This window comes from Nitrococcus sp. (assembly GCF_059432795.1).
This window is the reverse complement of record NZ_JBXWZQ010000208.1, coordinates 1-18,352: the sequence shown is the minus strand read 5'-3', so window position 1 is coordinate 18,352 and position 18,352 is coordinate 1. Positions and strand designations below refer to the sequence as shown.

Below are 18,352 nucleotides of genomic sequence, written 5' to 3'. Positions count from 1 at the left end.
CCACGGCGGAAACCGATGGGTGCCATTGGCCGCGGGCCGATGCCTCATTCCTCGGGAGGCGCGTGGGTGGCGCAATTCCAACAGGCCGCGAATTGACCCTCGATCCGCTCGCCGCAGCCGGGGCACACCCAGGCCGAAGCCGTCGAGGCGCTCCGGCCGAGCACTTCGTCGATCAGCCGTCGGGCCAGCTCATCGTCCTCGTCATCCACCCAGATCTCGGGCCAGATGGCCGTGGGCGGCAGCTCACCGGCACCGCCGGTGAGGTAAAGGTTGCGCACCACGTGGTGGATATTGCGCTGTCTCAACACCTCGGCCAAATGCCCCACCAGGAGCAGATCCGACGAGGTATAGACGCGTTTCACGACTCGGCGTAACCGTGCTCGGGGCGCCAGGCCCGCATGGCCTCGCACAGCGCCCGGTGCTCGGCGGCCCGTGCGGAGTCGGGATCGATGAACGCCTTGATCCGGCGGATGCCCTCCACGTAGGCGGCAGGGAAGCCATGCCAGAGCGCACCGCACCAGACGAGATCCCGGTACCAGGTGAACGGAATCAACCGGGCGTCGATGTGGGTCTCCAGCGCCGCGTAGAAGAATACCGACAGATGCTGCCCGCCCAGCTTCACCCGCGCCGTGCGCCGCTCATACCCCCCCGGTCCGAGCCCCTCGATACGATCCAGTACCGCTTGGTCTTTCATGTCGAGCTCATAGACGGCACCCATCACCGCATCCCGGTGCTCCTCGCTCGGCAACACATTGCACTTGGCCGAACCGTCGGCATCGCTGCGTTTATGGAATCGCAGCCGGTAGCCGGTAAGGCTCGCCACACCGAGCAGCCGGCAAGACGGGGTGCGCCGGCCAAGGCGCAGCGGGTGCAGGTTGGAGCCATAAGCGAAGTAGTAATAAGTGCGCACTATTCTCATCTCACTATCTCGATCTCCGTTTTCTCCAATGCGAGGCGTGCCGGGTAGCGGCCGATTCGGTTAGCGCTGCCCGAAAAAGCGCTTGCACATGCTGTGGGTGACCTCCACAGCGCTCAACTCTCGTAAAAGTTATCAATCGAGCTATCTGTCTCCTGTATCTGTACAGCTTTACACACCACTACGGCAAGTAGTGAACCACCAGGCCAATCGCGCAGAAAAACAACGCGCGCATCGAACTTCTAACCGTTGGTCGGCCGCTGGCTTTGTAGTGTTCTGTGACCTGGTTGGCTTGGTGCCGAATCACGCACCTTGGTCCGCGCCTACGCCGCGCATGTTAGCGCTGATCAAGTCGACAACGCCCAGTTGCCTGCCACCCTCACCCGTCATGGCCGTAGCGACTGCTCGCCCGCCAACCAAACGTAGAACGGCGTAAAGGGCCGCGCTGGGCGGCATCATGGCTAAAGCGGCGCGGTTCGGATCGCCCGTGCTGGTGAGTTCGTGAACTTCGCCCACACAGTCGGGATGAATGGCAGCCAGGGTCTTGAGATCTCGTCGGCCGGATGGGCTGACAGGCGGTTGGACGCTACTCGGCAGCACCACGCTTATGGACGCCGGAATCGAGAATACCAGTGAGGTCGATGGCCGGAATCCGCTTGGTTCCCACGGCCGATCAGCCGCTCATCCCTCGGTGAAACGAACGTCCCGGATGGCTCCATCCGGGCTCATTCAGGCGGCCACCGCCGTGTTGCTCGCGACGGAGATATCGAGGCCGTTACAGTATCAAGGCAACGGCGCGGACGGATTGGGTTGGCCATCGATGCGCACTACCGTCACGCGCTCACCCCCATCCTCGCGCCGATCGAGCGCCGCCTCGATCAATGCCAGGTTCTGCGGGGCATCGGCTGCCATGAGCCCGCGCCAATGATGCACGATGCGCCCCGCGCGGTTGATGAGGAAGGTCTCCGGAACGCCCAGCACCCGAAAGCGCTTGCTGAATCGATTCTGAGGGTCACGCCAGATCGGGAAGCTCAAGCCGAGCGCCTCGACGTAACGCTTGACGCTCGCATCGGCACGTCCCTCATCGACATTGACGCCGACGACCGTGAGGCCGCGCTGCCGATATTTCCGGTACAGGGCCTCAAAGCCCGGCATTTCCTGGCGACAAGGGGTACACCAGGTGGCCCAGGTGTTTAGCAGGACCACCCGGCCGCGCAGCGCGGTCAGCGCAATCTCTTCGGCGCTGCCCAGTACTCGGGCCTCATAGTCCGGGGCGGGAGGTTCCTTGGGCCAGGCAAGCGGCCCCCAAGCGAGCGCGAGGCATGCCGCCACACACGTGAGCAACCGGCAACCTGCGCTGGCCAAGCGTTTCTCGTTCATTTGCTTGCGCTTTGCCCGATGCGGGCGACTCGAACGTTGATCTCGCCGCCGACGGCATGATCTCCAGTCCCCTGAACACCCCAGGTCACGATCAGCGCATCGTCGCGTGCGGCCACATCCGGAGCGGTGCCCAACCAGCTTGCGGATTGGACTACCTCGCCCTGTGGGGAGATCCGGGCGATCTGTATGCGATCCTTCTCCGCCCGGCGGTCCTCGAAGGCGACCCAGGCATTGTCGTTGCTGTCCACAGTGAGCTTGACGTCACCGTAGGGGACCCAGTCATCCGTGAGAAGGGCGACCGGCTCAGAGAAGGTTTGCCCCTCATCATCCGAGCGGGCATAGAACACGCCGGGGTGGGATTCGGTGCCCGTGTACCAGGCGGCATGCAAACGCCCGCGGGTATCGACGGCGAGCCCGGAGCTGACATCGGGGCAGGCGCTGATCTTGAAGCGATCGTCATGAATCTTGCTGGCCTCGGACCAGCTCGTGCCCCCGTCGCGCGAGGTGGAGACAAACGGATCGCGAACCTCGTCGACCGAGCCTTTGAGCTCCTTCCAGGCGCCCCGGGTAGTGGCATACAACGGCCCGTCTGCCCCTTGCGCGAGCTGCGTCCCACAGCACGCACAGGTAGGCTTGGCGACGAGTCGGCTCCGCTCGAAGCGCTTGCCGCCATTATTCGATCGCGCCACGCGCAGTTGGGTGGGCGGGGTGTGATCCCACGGAGGGGCCTTCTGATGCTCGATGTAGTAGCCGAGTTGCTCTCGATGATCGAGAAAGGACGCATAGAGCGTGCCCTGAGGGGCGACGAAGAGATTGAGCATCCCGACCGAGTTCGGAACGCCTTCGAGCGCCTCGCTCGCGACGTCCACGGGCGCGGAAAACCGACGTCCCCCGTCATGCGAGACGACGAGCCGCAGGACGTTCCGGCCGTAATGCCAACCGCCGGGCTTATAGCTCAGGTCGCGATGCTGATAGAGCACATAGACTTCGCCCTCAGGGCCCACGGCGACCCGAGTCGGGCTCACGGTGGAAGACACCACGCGGTCTTCCGGGGCATTGACCACCGTGGGCGTGGCGAAGTGGTGCCCGCCATCCTCCGAACGCGCGAGCAGCGCCTGCACCGCGGGATCATATTCCCGCTCACCCCCCTTTGCCGCGGGATCCGTCCCCGGCGCTTCCTGCGCCCAAGCCAAATACACCGTCCCCGAGCGCGCGTCGACCGCCACCGTGGGATTGCGGGCCTCGGCGCGCTCGACCGTCACCGGCTCGGATAACTCCAGCGCCGGCGCCGCAACGTGGCCAGCGAGCGCCTTCCCGGCCAAGGCGGTGGCGCCCGTAAAGCCCAGGCCCGCAAGCGCGAGAACACTCAGCGCGCCTGCCCTTCTCGGGCCTGCGGTCCGGCGGCGCCCGCCCCTTCTGGGGCCGCCCGTTCGAGACAAAGCGCGAGACCTCACGTTCATCCTCCGTTTCACGCCTCGCGGCGCGACTGGGTCACCCTTATCGAGCTTTTGCAAAAATCATGACGCGCCAAGGGGTCCGGACAACGAGCCGCCAAGCGCCGATTCGCTTGCGATTGCCGCAGAATCGCACTCGCTCGCTCAGGAAAAGTGACTAACGATAAGTCGCCACCACCGGCGAGTAAAGGCGACACATTGTCGCATCCCGGGTGCGACAATTTGCGGCATTTCAATTTCTTAGGTCGAGCCGTATCGTGACCAACGCTTCTCCCATGGATAGGTGAACGCAGAATCGATTCGCCATCCAGCTGCAACCTCCTTGGGACACCGATCCGGCGCGATCGGTGTCCGGTTTTTTGTGCGCGAGTCAAGGCGCTGCGCGCCATGCCTGGCGCACAAAAAAAAAGCCCGCCACCTATAGGGGTGGCAGGGCAGCTCGGACTCCAGCGAGTTGAACCAGGCGATGGCGACACGGCCGTAACCGCGCCATACGGGCAATGAGCACATCCGCCCATAACGAGAGACAAAGCCATGCGCTTCTAAAGGGCGCAGGTGATGCGAATCGCTCTGCAGGCCTCGCAAGGAAGGACAATCCGCGCCCGTCTGTACGGAAAACTACTTGTCCTCCATTTGGCCGCTTAGATACTGGGCGGTGGTCAACAAAAAAAGCTTGCGAAAGAGCTTGTGCAGCGCCTCTTCCGTTTCCAGCGATTGCCCGAGTTCCCGCTCGGATCCCCTTTCCTCATCGGGGCACTGCGGACAATCCCACACCAGCCGAACCGCCTCAGACTCAGCTTCCTTGATCTGCAGCCGCGGATTTCCATCCACCAGATACGCTTCGATTCGGTAGTGCATCGATCTCTCCAGGCGCTTATCGAACGACGTAAAGTATAATGCGAGTGATTCGCATTCGTCAATAGGTGCTGGAAGGCGGGCTAACGAAGTACGGGGATTGGCTTACACAGGCGGCACCCGCTTTCGGGTACCGCCGCAGGTATGTCTACTGCGCTCGATGCGCTTGCGCTTTACCTCTCGTGGTGTTTGCCCCTGCCATAACCGCCGTGGTTGCCTGATCGGCCGTGCCCGAGCAACTCGGCGACCTTTGGACGTTGCTCCGGCGTGAGCACCTCGTGAACGCTGCCCATCGCTTCGGCCAGCAAATGCATCTTCTCGCCCATCCGCCTTTGCATCCCCGAAATTAGCTGGTCGGTTGCGCCCGCATCGCCGGCATTCTCCCACAGGCGCTGCATCAGCTTGCGACGCAGGCTCACTGCCCGGGGGCGACGATGTCGACACCATCGTCGGGCTCGAACTCGGTGCCGACGATTATCTACCCAAACCATTCAATCCGCCTCTGCTGGTGGCTCGGCTGAGGGCGCTACTGCGCCGGGGCCGCGAATCGAAAGCTGTGCATTCGCTCCTGCAAGTAGGCGATGTCGTGCTGGACCCGGCGGCGCGCCGGGTGACTTGCAGCGGGACAACGGTGGAACTCACCAGCGCGGAGTTCGAGGTACTGGCGGTACTGCCGCGCTCGGTCGGCTATCCGGTCCCGCGCGAGGATATCTCTCGTGAGGCTCTGGGACGCGTCCTGCAACCCTTCGACCGCAGCATCGACATGCACGTGAGCAATCTGCGCCGCAAGCTCGGGCCACTGCCGGATGGCCGCTCGCGGATCGAGACCATTCGCGGCGCCGGCTACCAGTACCTCAGACGGGCATGAGCCGGCTATGCCTGCGAATCTGGCTCTGGTTCTGGCTTACCATGCTTCGCTGCGCACGGCCATCTTCCTCGCCCAGCGTCAGTGGGCGAAAAAGTAACGATACCGTATTGGTCGCCTAAGCACGCAACGAATTGATATAACAAATTAATTTTGTTATTTCCCGGGCCGGCGCAACGGCAACCAATAGCGGAAATTCCAAAAACAAGCAGCGTTGTGCAAGTGCTAGGGGCAATGGTTGCGTGCGTCCGGGGCTACCCCGTATGTAACTTATAGGTTACAATACGATCCATGGGCGTGATATGGGACGAAGCCAAACGGCAACGCAACTTCGCCAAACACGGACTCGATTTCGCCGATGCCCGCATGGTTTTGGAATCGCCGTATCGGTTGGACGTCCCGGTCACGCGGCGCGGCGAAGCGCGCATCCAATCCTTCGCCTATGTGTTCGACCGGCTCGCCGTGTTGTCGCTCGCCTACACGGCGCACGGCGAGCAAATCAGGATTATCAGTTTCCGGCGCGCCAGCGCGACGGAACGGGAGGCCTACCATGAATGGCTCGCGAAAGCGGACTGAGCGGGAAACGATCCTCGACGCCGTGAACAACCCGCCCCCGGGCGGCGATTACGTGTGGGACGGCGAGGATGAAAACGATCGCCCGCTTACCCGCGAGGAAATGCGCGGCGCCGGCGTCGCCGATTATCTGGACGTGGTATTGCGCCAGGATGACCCGGCGGCGATCACGGCCGCGTTGGGCGACATTGCCCGCGTCCGGGGTATGGCGCAGCTCGCCCGCGATACGGGGCTCGCCCGGGAAAGCTTGTACCGCGCGTTATCGGCGGGCGGCAATCCGGAATTTGCGACCGTATTCAAGGTGATTCGCGCGCTCGGCATTCGGTTGCACGCCGAAGCGGCGGACCGGGAAGCATCATAACCCGCGTCCGCTCACTGCCGTTCGAGATACGCCCAGGCGAGGCCGCGTTCAAAATCGCCGAACCGATCCATCGCTTCCGGGGACAACGCGGAACACAATTCCAACCGCGCCGCACACCACGGGGTATTGGATGCGGCGTCGGGATCGGTCGCGCATTGTATTTTGGTGTCGTGGATCAACCGCCATACGGCAGCTGACACGGAAGTAACGCTGATGATAACGCGCCGGGGCAACATCTGGCGGATTGCAGTGCGCGATTGCGGCCCCGGGGTACCCGAGGCGGAACTCGAGCGCGTATGCCAACCCTTTTTACGCATTGGCGAGGCGCGTGACCGCGATAGCGGCGGCTACGGCCTCGGGCTTGCCATTGCCCGGCGCGCAATGACGCTTCATGATGGACAAATTCGCGCCGCCAATATGGCCAGCGGCGGTCTCGAGGTCCTACTGGAGCTGCCGGTGCGCAGAGCCGACGCGACGGCCCGGGCGCGGTAATCCGGGCACACGCGGGCACCGAGCGCCGCTGTTTATTGAAAGCCGGGACCGTGATTGGCACGAAAGGCTTTAAAACCGCCTATGCCGACCTCCGCCGGGCAAGCAAACGCACAGGCACGTGTCCGGCAGCCGCTCGCGGCCTTCCGATCGCATCGAAGCGTCCCACCCGGTGAACAGCACCTGAACCCGCTTCCTTGATGCCTAGTGCCAGCATCCTCGCGGAACGCAAGTACTTGCCGACTCGCCCCGGCAGGATAACCTTTGTCTGGACACTCACTCGCTAGCTCGAGTAAGGGGATTGCAATGGACAGGCTCGACAAGTTCCTAGCGCGCGCCGAGCGGTTGCTGGAGCGGCTCGAGGGGCTGGTGCCAACCGCTCAGACGGCTCCGTGCTGGGAGGAAGCAATCGCCTTTCGCTGGCACCGCAGCGGCGGCAGGCGCGATTTGGAGCCCATAAGACACCCGCATCACATCCGGCTCGCGAGCCTGCGCCATATCGAGCAGCAAATCGCGGAAATCGACCGCAACACGCGTCAATTCCTCGCCGGGCTACCGGCCAACAACGTCCTGCTGTGGGGTTCGCGCGGTACCGGCAAATCGTCGCTGGTCAAGGCGGTGCTCAACGAGTATGCCGGCCGGGGATTGCGGATGATTCAGGTGGAGGGCCAGGATCTGGTTGATCTTCCGCAAATCATGGAGCCGATTCATGGCCGCACGGAGCGGTTCATCCTCTTCTGCGACGATCTCTCCTTCGAGGCCGGCGATCCCAGCTATAAGGCGCTGAAAGCGAGCCTGGACGGGTCACTGGCGCACACACCGGACAACCTGCTGATCTATGCGACCTCCAACCGGCGTCACCTGCTGCCCGAATACATGAGTGAAAACGAGGCCGCGCACAACATCGAAGGTGAAATCCACCACGGCGAAGCGGTCGAGGAGAAAATATCGCTGTCCGAGCGTTTCGGCTTGTGGCTGCCTTTCTATCCGTTCAATCAGGAGGATTATTTGGCAATCTGTTTCAGCTGGCTTGCGGAGTTCGGCGTCACGGTCGGCGATTCGGAGGCGGTCCGCCGCGAGGCGTTGCGTTTTGCGCTCGGCCGCGGCGCGCGCAATGGGCGCATTGCCTGGCAGTTTGCCCGTGACTGGGCGGGTCGGCAGTTTTTAGGCGAGAACGAACAAAGGTAGCTTTTCAGGCAAGCGACAAACAATCGCCCCGGTGAAACACCGGGGCGTGGCAGACGACCAACGGCGAGCCTATTTCAGCGTAAGCCCCGTTTTGGCCTCAACCATGTATCTGACGGCCGCACGAGCTTCGGCCTCGCTGACGACATCACCCTGCGGTGGCATATTGCCGTATCCTTTCAGCGCATGTTCGGCCAAGGTATCGAGACCTTCCTTGGCCCTTGGCGCCCACTCCTCCTTATTTCCGATGCGCGGCGCGTTCATGAACTCGATCGTATGACAGGCCGAGCACACCTGCTCGACGACCTGCTCGCCGCTGCGGGCAGCGGCATCGCTTTCGGGTTCAGGCGCGGCCTCCGCGGTATCGACCGCGGAGGGCTCGCTGGCAACGTTGACTTCGCCTATGGGCTGCATGCGCTCGGCCCGCAACCGGGCGAGCTGTCGGGCCCGATCGCCCGGGTCCTGATAGACATCGACCAAGACGTTCGCAAGGATGCCGAAAATGATTCCGGCGAGAGCCAGGGCAGCGATTACACCCAGGAAATTACGGACGAACTTTCGATCTTGTTCCTGACTCATCGCGCCCTCCTACATTCAGTAGCCGCCGCTGTGGCGCTGGCAAGGACGCCGCACCTCTATTGCTTCAGAGCCAGGGCAACGAGCTCAACCCAAAATTGCGTAGCAATCGCCTGTGTGAATCCTGACCCCTCGCGTCGCCCTGACGTTCCTGATCAGCCGGCGATGGAATTGGCCAACACACCGCAGGCGATACCCGCCACGGCTAAAGCAACGAGCACGACCATGAAATTGCGGATGAATGTCCGATCCTGTTCTTGACTCATGAAAGTTTCTCCTAATTGTCAGCCGGATATGGCGTTTGCAAGGACACCGCACCCGATACCCGCCACTACCAGGGCTACGAGCACGATCATGAAATTACGGATAAACTGCCTGTCCTGCTCTTGGCTCATAACTTCCTCCTCACGCGTTCAAGCTCCCAAAACCGCCATACGAGGCGTTTCAAGCAACTTGATTTTCGAAACGGCCGTTACGAGAGCAAAGAGACACGAATCCGGCACACTATAGTAAAATTGATTCACGAATGCCAACGCGCGCGAGCTTGATGCGCGATTTGACTTGGATACAGCGGATCTTCAGAGTATCGTAAGCGCTCTCGGCGCCCGTAGCTCAGCTGGATAGAGCGTCGGCCTCCGGAGCCGAAGGTCGCAGGTTCGAATCCTGCCGGGCGCGCCATTTCCTCAACGTCTGTGCCGGAGACATGGGTTACAGACTAGACTGTACCGAAGCCATCGGTAACGCTTTTTGGCCGAAGGGGTTTTCGGCGGTTTCGACGCGATCAGCGTCCGCATCAAGAAACCCAGTTCCTGCACCAGGAAGCTGACAAGTCAGACATTCTCGGCGATCTCCCGAATGCCCACTTGCTGACCGGCAAACACCGCACTGAGGTTGATTTTGCGTCTACCCGGCTGAGCGGCGTGAACTCGCCGGAAATGCGGCTCAGGGGACGGCGCATCCCTGACCGGCGAGCGTGAAGAAGAAGGTGGCGCCTTCATCGGGCTTTGCCTCGGCCCAGACCTTCCCCCCATGGCGCGCCACGATCTGTCGAACGAGAGCAAGCCCCATGCCGCTCCCGGCGAATTCCTCGGCCGCATGTAATCGCTGAAAGGGAATGAAGAGCTTCTCCACGTATGCCATCTCGAAACCTGCCCCATTGTCCCTCACGAAATAGACTGTCTCTCCGGCCTTCTCGTGACTTCCAAGCTCGATGGAGGGCGATTGCGTCTTGCCCGTGAACTTGAAGGCATTGCCGAGCAGGTTGTCGAGTACGACTCGGAGGAGTCTACGGTCTCCCCAGGCCAACAGGCCGGGGGCAATCGCCCATTCCGCTCGTCTTTCCGGGTGGCGCTTAGCCAAATCGTTTACGATCTCCCAGGCGATTCCGGAGAGATCCACCTGTTCCTCCCGACGCGGCTCCTGAGCAAGCGAAAGATAGCGTCCAAAGTCATCGAGAAGATTCCCCATGTGCTGGCTTGCCATGCGAATACGCGTTAGGTGCTCGCTTTCGGCGGGATGCAGCCGATCACCGACGTCTTCGAGCAGGATTTGGGCGAAGCCGTCGATGCCCCGTAGTGGCGCCCTAAGATCGTGGGAGAGGGAGTAGCTGAGGGTTTTTAGCTCCCAGTTAGCCGCCTCGAACGCCGCCGTGCGCGTACGAACCTTCTCCTCAAGCGTGTCCACCAACGCCCGGCGCTCCCGGGCGAGAGCATTTGAGTCCTCAAGGGCATTAAGCATTGTGGCATGAGCCCGCCGCGCAGTCCTCGCACGGTCTCGCTCCTGCTGGAGCAGCTTCCGCTGGCGCTCCAGAAGCGCGGCGAATTGGTTGGCGAGATCCTGCAACTCGTACACCCTGAACGGGGCAGCCAAAGGGCGGTCGAGATCGCCCCGTGCGGCCAGCGCCACCTCCCGCCGTAGGCGCGCCAGGGGCCTCGATAGGCACAGCCCTAGCCAGAGCCCGGAACCCGCGGCGAGTGCGCCCGCGCCAAGACCGATGCCGAGCTGGAGCCAAAGACTGATGCGGGCATCGGCCGGCAGCTTTGCCGTAATGGCTGGATCGCCGAGCAGCCGCCACGCCACATAAAAGGCCAGGGCACTCATAACTGTGAGTGCGGCGACAAGAGCCCACACCTGGAAGGAAAGACGGCTTTGCATCCCTGGCTAGCGTTACTGTTTCAAGCGCTCGTTCTCGACCCTCAGCTCGCGGATTCGAACCTCCCGCTCGGCAAGCTGGACGGTTGCCCGCTCCATCTCGGCCATCTGCTCGTTAAGCGTCTGATTAGTCTCCGCAAGTCGCGCGTTCGCCTCTTCGAGTGCCCGGTTCTGCGCGGCGAGCTTGTCGATAGTCTCTTGCTGGAGATACTCCTCAATGGTCCCGGATCGGAGCAACCCCGGCAGGACGACGGCGAGCCCGATGGCCGTGCCGATGGAGGTCAGCGCCGTGCCGCTGTCCCAGAAAGCGTCGAACCAATAGACGGGCCACCAGATGGTCGCCACGTCGACGAAGTGCCCGGTACCGCAAAAGAAGATGAAGAGTCCGAAGCACCCGAAAACCCACGGATAGGGCACGTCCTTCCGCAAGCGGATGAAGTAGAGCAGGATGATTGGAATAGTGAAATAGGCGATCCCGATCACCAGATTGGCTATCACTTCCATCCAGAGGATGCCGGGCGTCCATAACCAGCAGTGCCCGTGCGGCATGAATACGGAATTCATCGCTCTTCCCCCCACGGTGCGTAAGAAGATGGCGTCGAATGGCTCCGCCACGATTGCCATCGCCTGAAATTTTTGCTGCCGTTGCAGGCACTGCCACCAGTGCCGGGAACCGAAGAAACAAGCCAAGCGATCGGTCGCTTATTTTTTGCCATGCTATTGGTAAATGCGCATCGAACGATCTTGTGACTATCTATCCTCACGAACGATGCAGGCCTCCTCACGGCATACGCTTGCGGAGGCTAAGGGGCGGTGAGGATCAGCTGCTCGCTGTTGCAATTTCACCTATAAAGCCCTTTTGCAACAGATGCTCTATTTCCTCGGGGGGACTCGGGCGGCAATAGAGATAACCTTGCGCCAAATCGCAGCCAAGCTGATGCAGGATGTCACGTTGGGCTGCCGTCTCCACACCTTCCGCCACCACCAGACAACCGAGGCTGTGACCAAGCGTGATAATAGCGGAGACGATTGACACCGTGACCGGATCCTCCGTCAGGTCGCGGACAAAAGCGTGATCGACTTTCACCGTATCCACTGGCAGTCGGCGCAGGTAGTGCAGCGCACAATAGCCGGTACCGAAGTCATCTACTGCCACCCGCACACCGTGCTGCGATAATGAGCGCAAGGCCTCTGCCCCACCGAATGCATCCTCCATGAGCACGCTCTCGGTGATCTCCAGCTCCAAGCATTGAGGAGGAATCCCTACTGCGGCAAGCATGCGCTCGAGTGTCGCGGCGATGCAGGGACTGACGAACTGCCTAGCTGACAGGTTCACCGCCACGCTAAAGGAAGGCAGTCCTTTCTCCCTCCAGGCCCTACACTGGCTGACGGCTTCCTGCAGCACCCACTCGCCCACCGGCTCGATCAGCCCCGTATCCTCCAGCATAGGCACGAAGCTTCCGGGAGCGAGAAGCCCACGCTCGGGGTGCTGCCAGCGGATAAGCGCCTCCAGCCGGGAGATCGCCCCGGTCTGGAGATTGATCTGCGGCTGGTAGTGAAGCACGAATTCGCCTGCTTTCACGGCCGTGCGCAGCTCCTCCTCCAGTTTGAGCATTTCGTCGCATTGCGCGTTCATCCCTTTGGTGTAGTACTGGAACTCATCACGCACTTCCTTGGCCTTATACATCGCGGTATCCGCATTTCTCAGGAGAACATCGGCGTTCTCTCCGTCGTCGGGATACAACGCGATGCCGATGCTGCATGTCAGCACGATCTGGTGATGCGCCACGCCGATTGGCTCGCTTACCGCCTTGCGGATCTTATTTACGATCAGCGTCAGATCGTCTCTGCCGGAGAGCTCGGCCAGAATGACCACGAATTCATCGCCACCCTGCCGCCCCACCGTATCGGTGCGCCGCACGCATCGGCGGATGCGCCCGGCTATCGTGCGGAGTATGGAATCGCCCAAGTGATGGCCGAACGTATCGTTAATTCGCTTAAAACGATCCAAATCCACGAACAGCAAGCCGACGCGTTTCCTGTGCCGAAGGGCATAGGCGAGAGACTGCTGCAGGCGATCCGAGAGCAGCATGCGGTTGGGAATTCGGGTCAACAGGTCATAATTGGCCCGAAAGGCAAGCTCTTCCTCCAAACGCTTGCGTTCACTGATGTTGCGCGCGATTGCTGAGAGGAACTGCACCGTGCCCTTGGGATCGCGATGGGCGATGATGACTTCGGAAACCGGGATCTCTATTCCCTGCGGATCGCTCAGAGCGAGCTCACCACTCCAGGTGCCCTCCCGCATGGCCTTGGGGATCGCTTCACCTCGCAACTTGGCTGCAGCCCACCCGGTATGCCCATCGAATAGAGTGCAATCACCGAGCGGGCCTTCCTCGCTCAAGCCTAATACGCGACGACGCGCCATATTGGCGTAGAGAAGGTGTCCCCGCAGATCGGCGATGGCAACGAAATCCGTCGTCGCTTCCAACGTAGCCGTCAGGCGTTGGCGAATCGCCTCGGCTTCCACCCGATCGCTGACGTCCTGACCGGTAGAGACAAAATGGGTCGTGACCCCATTGCTGTCCTTTACCGGCGTGATCACCTTCTCCTCATAAAACAATTTTCCGTTCTTGTGGCGATTGATCACCATGTCCCGAAAGACACCCCCCTCTCTGAGAGTTCGCCACATGTCCCGATAAAATGACGCGGCATGTTCTCCGGATCGCAGCATTCGCGGTGAATTACCAATCGCCTCTCCTGCGGTGAAGCCGGTCAGCCGTTCGAATGCCGGGTTTACGTATTCGATGATCCCCTCGGAGTTGGTAATGAAAACACATGCTGCGGTCTGCTCGATCGCGCGCGAGAGCTTCTGCAGTTCCTCTTCAGTGCGCAAACGCTCGCGGCGAAGCTCGACTTCCCGCAGCTCGCGGCGTACAGCCGGGACCAGACGGCTGAGCCGATCCTTCGTGATGTAATCATGGGCGCCGGCCTTTATGACCTGCACGGCACGATCCTCCCCCACCGTGCCCGAAACCATGATAAAGGGGGTATCGATCCCCTCGCGCTTGAGCAGCCGCAAGGCCTGCGGTGTGCTGAGACAAGGCATGGTGTAGTCTGAGATGATCAGATCCCAGGAATGCCGCAAGGCTTTCTCCAGGCCGGGGGCGTCCTCAACCCGATGGAGCATCGGATCATATCCGCCTTGCGAGAGGACTCGGGCAACCAGCAAGGCGTCGTCTTCCGAGTCCTCAATGATCAGCACCCGCAACGGTTCGGCCATCAGTCGTCAGTTTCTCTGCGGCGGCAGGCGATTCAGCATGAGCCAATAGATACCCAGCTGGCGCACGGCCTCGGTGAACTCGATGAAATCCACCGGCTTGCGAACGTAGCTGTTGGCGCCGTGGCTGTAGCTGGCGAGAAGGTCTTGCTGCTCCTCTGAAGTCGTCAGGATGACGACGGGGATCAGGCGTGTCCTCGGGTGGGAGCGGATCTGTCGCAGCACTTCCAGCCCGTCGACCTTGGGCAGCTTCAGATCCAGCAGCACGAGCTGCGGCAGACCATGCGGCGCCATCTCGCCTTTGCTCTCGGGCGGGAACAGCAGATCCAGCGCCTCCACGCCATCTCGGGCCACGACCACCGGGTTGGCCACGTTGTGCTTGCGCAGCGCTCGTAACGTGAGCGTCACATCGTCGGCGTTATCTTCAACGAGCAGGATGGTGCAATGGTGCATCTGCGATTCTCCCTGCGTCAGCTTATTTCTTGGCGAGAGAATCCGGATCGGCGAGCCGGAAATAAAAGGTGGCCCCGCGCTGTGGTTTGGCATCGGCCCAGATGTACCCGCCGTGACGCTGGATGATGCGGCGAACGGTGGCGAGCCCAAGGCCACGGCCCGCGAATTCCTGCATCGAGTGCAGCCGCTGGAAAGGTCCAAACAGGCGCTCGGCATAAGCCATATTGAAACCGGCCCCATTGTCGCGGACGTAGTAAACGGGAACGGTTTGAGTAGCAGTATCAACCCCCAGCTCGATCTTGGCCCGGGGTGCTTGCGCCGTGAACTTCCAGGCATTACTCAGCAGATTTGCCAAGGCCAAGCGTAGCAGCCGACGGTCACCTTCGACGGTCAAATCGGGAGCGATGCGCACCGTCACCTGCCGATGCGGCGCCCCCTTTTGGTGCTCCTTCAGGATCTCACTGGACATACCTGTCAGGTCCACAGTCTCGATGGTCATTTCCGCACGCGTGATTTTTGAAAGGCCCAGAAGATCATCGATCATCCGTGCCATGCGCTGGCTCGCGGCACGAATACGCTCGAGGTAATCGCGTCCTGTATCGTCCAATTGCTCGGCATAGTCTTCGAGCAATGCCTGGCTGAAGCCGTCCAGGCCGCGCAAAGGAGCGCGCAAATCGTGCGAGACCGAGTAGGAGAAGGCTTCCAGTTCCTCATTCACGCAGGCAAGCTCCGTCACTTTCCGGCTAAGCATGCGGTTGAGCTTGCGGACCTGATTGAGGGTAGCAGTCCGCCCGGTGACATCCCGGGCATTAGCCATTACTAGCCCGACCTGGGCTTCGCTCGTTTCCAGGGGCGTGAGTATGTACTCGAATTGACGGCGTTCACCGCAAACCGGCAGAACCATCTCCCCGGTTATGCGACTGCTTCCATGAAGAACGCGACGGATGTCCTCCTCAAAGGGCGCCCTAAGCTCGGCCGGCAAACCCAACTCGCGCCACGAACACCCGAGCATGGCGGCTGGGTCAAGTTGAAAAAGGCTGGCTGCACAGGGGCTGACGTAACGGCACCGGTGCTCCCGGTCAAAAACCCAGTGCATCTCAGAGGACGCCGACACAACGGCCTCAGCCAAGCGCTCCTCAGCATCCGCGTGGGATAGCTGACTTCCCTGCTCTCGCCCCATTACTTCTCCCTGAAAGGCCATGCGAGCGATGCAGTCGCATCAAGCTGGCACAGCTTGAAGATAGCAAACTCAAACTTCCCGTTATGTGACGAAATTGACGCTCTATCTCGCCTCGTACAGCTCCAGGCTGCCTCGCCTCCAACGCCCGAAGCGCTCTGAGCCTTTTCCAGGGCATCCGGGCCCCCAATAGCCAAAGGTGCAATCTCTCTTCAGCACGTCACCTCCATGTCGGCCAGGACGCATAAACGAGCGCTGTCAGCAGAAGCGCCCTCGACGCCGTATACGCCCGACGCAGTGAGCACGCCCCCGCGACCGGGCGCCCCGCCGGCTCGTCACGGCACTTGATCGAATACACCGGTAGAAACAACAATGCCGCTGTCATCAATCGCGACCGAGGCCGCAAGTCAGGGGTGACGGCGGGGGCGGGACGCGCCGGCGCACGAGGAGGCCGCATGGCATTCAAGGGACCTGAACGCGAAGTCGAGCGCATCTTCATACACTGCAGCGCAAGCGATCGCCCGGAGCACGACGATATCCGCGTCATGCGCGAGTGGCACGTCGAAGGCCGCGGCTGGTCCGATGTCGGCTACCACTATTTCATACAGAAAAACGGCACCGTCCAGGAGGGCCGTCCGCTCGCGCACATCCCGGCGGCACAGGCCGGCAACAACACGGGAACCATTGCCATCTGCCTGCACGGGCTGGCCGAAGAGCGTTTCACCAAGGCGCAATACGAGAGCCTGATCGGGCTATGCAGCGAGATCGACGCCGCCTATGACGGTATGGCCACATTTCACGGCCATCGCGAGGTCTCGTCGAAAGCCTGCCCCGTCTTCCCCTATCGCGAAGTGCTCGGGCTGGACGCCCACGGCACTCTGAGCCTCGCCCCAACGGTGAGTCCGTCCACCGCGGAGGCGGAGGCCGCAACGGAAGCCGACGCGCGCCCGGCTGCGCCCGTGCTCAGGCTGATGGCGCGCGGCAAGCCCGTGCGGCGCCTTCAGGCCATGCTGAGCCGCTGCGGCGAGTCGCTGGAGGAGGACGGCATCTTCGGCCAGAATACGCTGCGTGCGCTGCAGGCCTTTCAGCGCTCGGCGGGGCTCAAGGTAGACGGTATCGCAGGGCCTCGGACATGGGCCGCCCTGCAGGCGTCAACGCCCGACTAGCGCCGCCCGTCAGGCTGCGGCAAACGATGCGCGCCACAAGTGACGCGGAGCAGCCAGTGCGCTGCCGCTCGTCATTGTCGGCGCAGGTCGTCGATGATCTCGCCGAGCAGCTTCTTGGTGGCCTCGTCCTGCGTCTCGTCAAGCATCGTCTGGTAGCGCCGGATCATATCCTGCTCATGGCGCCGCCGTGCCCGTCGCTCAATCGTCTCCAGGCCCACTTTAGGCAGAATGGCGCCGATGAGGCGGTCGAGGACCTGAAAAAGAAAGTCGACGCTGTAGCCGGCGAGGAAGCCGAGCGCCGCGGAGCTGATTTGCACGCTGGAGCCATCGCCGTTGGGTAGCTCCTTGATAAAAAGAATGATCGAGCCGCCCGCCAGCGTGCCGAGAACCAGGCGATTCACATGCTCCGGCGCCCGGGCCGGGTCGAACTCCCGCGTCTGCAGCCGCTGCTCGGTAACACGAAGGATATAGATGAAGGCACCGAGCGCCCCGTAGAAAAAGGGCTCCAGATATTCCAGCGTCCGGTAGCCGATCGCAAGCGCCTGACCGTCGCCGGCGAGCCCCGGCACGGGCGATTGGCCGCGGGTGTGCAGAAACTGCGAAAGATTGACCAGGAGAATCGCCAGCACGATGAAGCCGGTGCAGGCCCAAAGCTTGAGCAGGTAACGCCCGGTCGGGCTCGTGCGAATTTTGCCCGGCTGCTCGGGCTCCGTCGCCGCGAGCGAGTCGGCGGTAACCGCGGGAAAATGCCGCTCGAGAACCTGATAGGCATTGACGAGCCCGGCAAAAAGCTCCGGGGAAAGCGCCTGCCTCTGCTCCAGCGCCCGCTCGGCCAGATAGACTATCTGGATGTCGACCGCCTTGGGCAGTTGACCCGTGCGGATGGCATAGTTGGCAAGCCGGCGCACGTCCGCAACAAGTTGATCGATGCTGGTGCCGGCAAGCGAAGCGGCGCCATCGGTTTTGGCTGGCGGCTCGCCGGCGGCCGGAATTTCATGGTGTTGCGCTGTCATTGCTTATTCGTCCCCCTGCCGTGGGCGTTGCGCGCGGCCCCTGTCCCCGCTGCGTCGATTTTCGGCCGGCCGACCGCGATTGCGGCCGATGCACCTGTAGCCGTTTTACTTCGTACCGGCCCCCGTACGCCCGTGATCGGGCCTCGCGGTTAACCCCTTTTTGTCGACTTGGCCCGACCCCGAAAGAGCCGTGAAAGACGATTCCGGCAACCCTTGCCGCAAATCGGCGATTCTGTCGCGAAATTGCCAACAAAAGCTTGCGCTCGTTCGCTTACTTATGCTGAATTTAGTGCTGCGTTCCCGCGCTGGAAAGGCGAGCCCCGGTTCCATTGGATTGGAAAGGTAGCAATGGATGTGCATCGCGGCCACTGCGTGCCCGGAACCGTCTGCACCGAGAAACAGCCGCTGGCGCGATCCGTGCCACTTCGGTTGGGCGGTTTGGCTGAAGGCCGTGGTGTTGT

General features: G+C 61.8%; 19 protein-coding genes and 1 tRNA gene. 7 read left to right on the top strand and 13 right to left on the bottom strand.

Annotated elements, in window-relative coordinates:
- Positions 1-44: 44 nt before the first annotated feature.
- From AC52Q4_RS14705 to AC52Q4_RS14680, 6 genes are all read right to left on the bottom strand, one after another.
- The gene (locus AC52Q4_RS14705; protein ID WP_495537550.1) at positions 45-362 is read right to left on the bottom strand and encodes a putative signal transducing protein; all 318 of its coding nucleotides are present in this window, start codon (positions 360-362) and stop codon (positions 45-47) included.
- The gene (locus AC52Q4_RS14700) at positions 359-919 is read right to left on the bottom strand and encodes a gamma-glutamylcyclotransferase family protein (RefSeq protein ID WP_495537549.1); all 561 of its coding nucleotides are present in this window, start codon (positions 917-919) and stop codon (positions 359-361) included. The genes AC52Q4_RS14705 and AC52Q4_RS14700 overlap by 4 nt, the downstream gene beginning before the upstream one ends.
- 780 nt (positions 920-1,699) lie before the next feature.
- Positions 1,700-2,296, bottom strand: a complete 597-nt coding sequence (locus AC52Q4_RS14695) for a TlpA disulfide reductase family protein (RefSeq protein WP_495537548.1) — start codon at positions 2,294-2,296, stop codon at positions 1,700-1,702.
- Positions 2,293-3,618, bottom strand: coding sequence for a sialidase family protein (locus tag AC52Q4_RS14690; RefSeq protein WP_495537547.1), 1,326 nt, complete (start codon positions 3,616-3,618; stop codon positions 2,293-2,295). The genes AC52Q4_RS14695 and AC52Q4_RS14690 overlap by 4 nt, the downstream gene beginning before the upstream one ends.
- Positions 3,619-4,368: 750 nt before the next feature.
- Positions 4,369-4,608: a hypothetical protein gene (locus AC52Q4_RS14685; protein WP_495537546.1), complete on the bottom strand. Its 240-nt coding sequence runs from the start codon at positions 4,606-4,608 to the stop codon at positions 4,369-4,371.
- A gap of 170 nt (positions 4,609-4,778) precedes the next feature.
- Positions 4,779-5,024: a hypothetical protein gene (locus tag AC52Q4_RS14680; protein ID WP_495537545.1), complete on the bottom strand. Its 246-nt coding sequence runs from the start codon at positions 5,022-5,024 to the stop codon at positions 4,779-4,781.
- 137 nt (positions 5,025-5,161) lie between these two features.
- On the opposite strand from AC52Q4_RS14680, the gene AC52Q4_RS14675 reads away from it, so the two are divergent.
- The 5 genes from AC52Q4_RS14675 to AC52Q4_RS14655 all read left to right on the top strand — a co-directional run bounded on the left by AC52Q4_RS14675 (position 5,162) and on the right by AC52Q4_RS14655 (position 8,081).
- Positions 5,162-5,473: a winged helix-turn-helix domain-containing protein gene (locus AC52Q4_RS14675; protein WP_495537544.1), complete on the top strand. Its 312-nt coding sequence runs from the start codon at positions 5,162-5,164 to the stop codon at positions 5,471-5,473.
- Positions 5,474-5,761: 288 nt separating this feature from the next.
- Complete coding sequence (locus AC52Q4_RS14670) at positions 5,762-6,046, top strand: BrnT family toxin (RefSeq protein ID WP_495537543.1); 285 nt, start codon at positions 5,762-5,764, stop codon at positions 6,044-6,046.
- Positions 6,021-6,404, top strand: a complete 384-nt coding sequence (locus tag AC52Q4_RS14665; RefSeq protein ID WP_495537542.1) for an addiction module antidote protein — start codon at positions 6,021-6,023, stop codon at positions 6,402-6,404. Before AC52Q4_RS14670 ends, AC52Q4_RS14665 begins: the two co-directional genes overlap by 26 nt.
- A 165-nt stretch (positions 6,405-6,569) precedes the next feature.
- Positions 6,570-6,896, top strand: coding sequence for an ATP-binding protein (locus AC52Q4_RS14660; protein ID WP_495537541.1), 327 nt, complete (start codon positions 6,570-6,572; stop codon positions 6,894-6,896).
- Between the two features lie 303 nt (positions 6,897-7,199).
- Positions 7,200-8,081, top strand: coding sequence for an ATP-binding protein (locus tag AC52Q4_RS14655; RefSeq protein WP_495537540.1), 882 nt, complete (start codon positions 7,200-7,202; stop codon positions 8,079-8,081).
- Positions 8,082-8,150: 69 nt separating this feature from the next.
- On the opposite strand, the gene AC52Q4_RS14650 is transcribed toward AC52Q4_RS14655, so the two are convergent.
- The gene (locus tag AC52Q4_RS14650; RefSeq protein ID WP_495537539.1) at positions 8,151-8,657 is read right to left on the bottom strand and encodes a c-type cytochrome; all 507 of its coding nucleotides are present in this window, start codon (positions 8,655-8,657) and stop codon (positions 8,151-8,153) included.
- Between the two features lie 598 nt (positions 8,658-9,255).
- Here AC52Q4_RS14650 and AC52Q4_RS14645 point away from each other — a divergent pair.
- Positions 9,256-9,332: transfer RNA gene (locus tag AC52Q4_RS14645), tRNA-Arg, on the top strand.
- Between the two features lie 264 nt (positions 9,333-9,596).
- On the opposite strand, the gene AC52Q4_RS14640 is transcribed toward AC52Q4_RS14645, so the two are convergent.
- The 5 genes from AC52Q4_RS14640 to AC52Q4_RS14620 form a co-directional block, all read right to left on the bottom strand.
- Positions 9,597-10,754 carry a sensor histidine kinase gene (locus AC52Q4_RS14640; RefSeq protein ID WP_495537538.1) on the bottom strand — a complete coding sequence of 386 codons (1,158 nt, stop codon included), beginning with the start codon at positions 10,752-10,754 and terminating at the stop codon, positions 9,597-9,599.
- 66 nt (positions 10,755-10,820) lie between these two features.
- A complete protein-coding gene (locus tag AC52Q4_RS14635; protein WP_495537537.1) occupies positions 10,821-11,495 on the bottom strand; it encodes a hypothetical protein in 675 nt (224 codons plus the stop codon).
- A gap of 130 nt (positions 11,496-11,625) precedes the next feature.
- Positions 11,626-14,085, bottom strand: a complete 2,460-nt coding sequence (locus AC52Q4_RS14630; RefSeq protein WP_495537536.1) for a two-component system response regulator — start codon at positions 14,083-14,085, stop codon at positions 11,626-11,628.
- A 6-nt stretch (positions 14,086-14,091) separates the two neighbouring features.
- Positions 14,092-14,535: a response regulator gene (locus tag AC52Q4_RS14625; RefSeq protein WP_495537535.1), complete on the bottom strand. Its 444-nt coding sequence runs from the start codon at positions 14,533-14,535 to the stop codon at positions 14,092-14,094.
- A 22-nt stretch (positions 14,536-14,557) separates the two neighbouring features.
- Positions 14,558-15,715 (bottom strand): sensor histidine kinase, encoded by a 1,158-nt coding sequence (locus AC52Q4_RS14620; RefSeq protein WP_495537562.1) that lies wholly within the window; start codon positions 15,713-15,715, stop codon positions 14,558-14,560.
- Between the two features lie 452 nt (positions 15,716-16,167).
- Here AC52Q4_RS14620 and AC52Q4_RS14615 point away from each other — a divergent pair, with 452 nt between their 5' ends.
- Positions 16,168-16,878, top strand: a complete 711-nt coding sequence (locus AC52Q4_RS14615) for a peptidoglycan recognition protein family protein (RefSeq protein ID WP_495537534.1) — start codon at positions 16,168-16,170, stop codon at positions 16,876-16,878.
- Positions 16,879-16,949: 71 nt separating this feature from the next.
- On the opposite strand, the gene AC52Q4_RS14610 is transcribed toward AC52Q4_RS14615, so the two are convergent.
- Entirely contained in the window at positions 16,950-17,891 is a 942-nt protein-coding gene (locus AC52Q4_RS14610) for a hypothetical protein (protein ID WP_495537533.1), read from the bottom strand.
- Between the last annotated feature and the right edge of the window lie 461 nt (positions 17,892-18,352).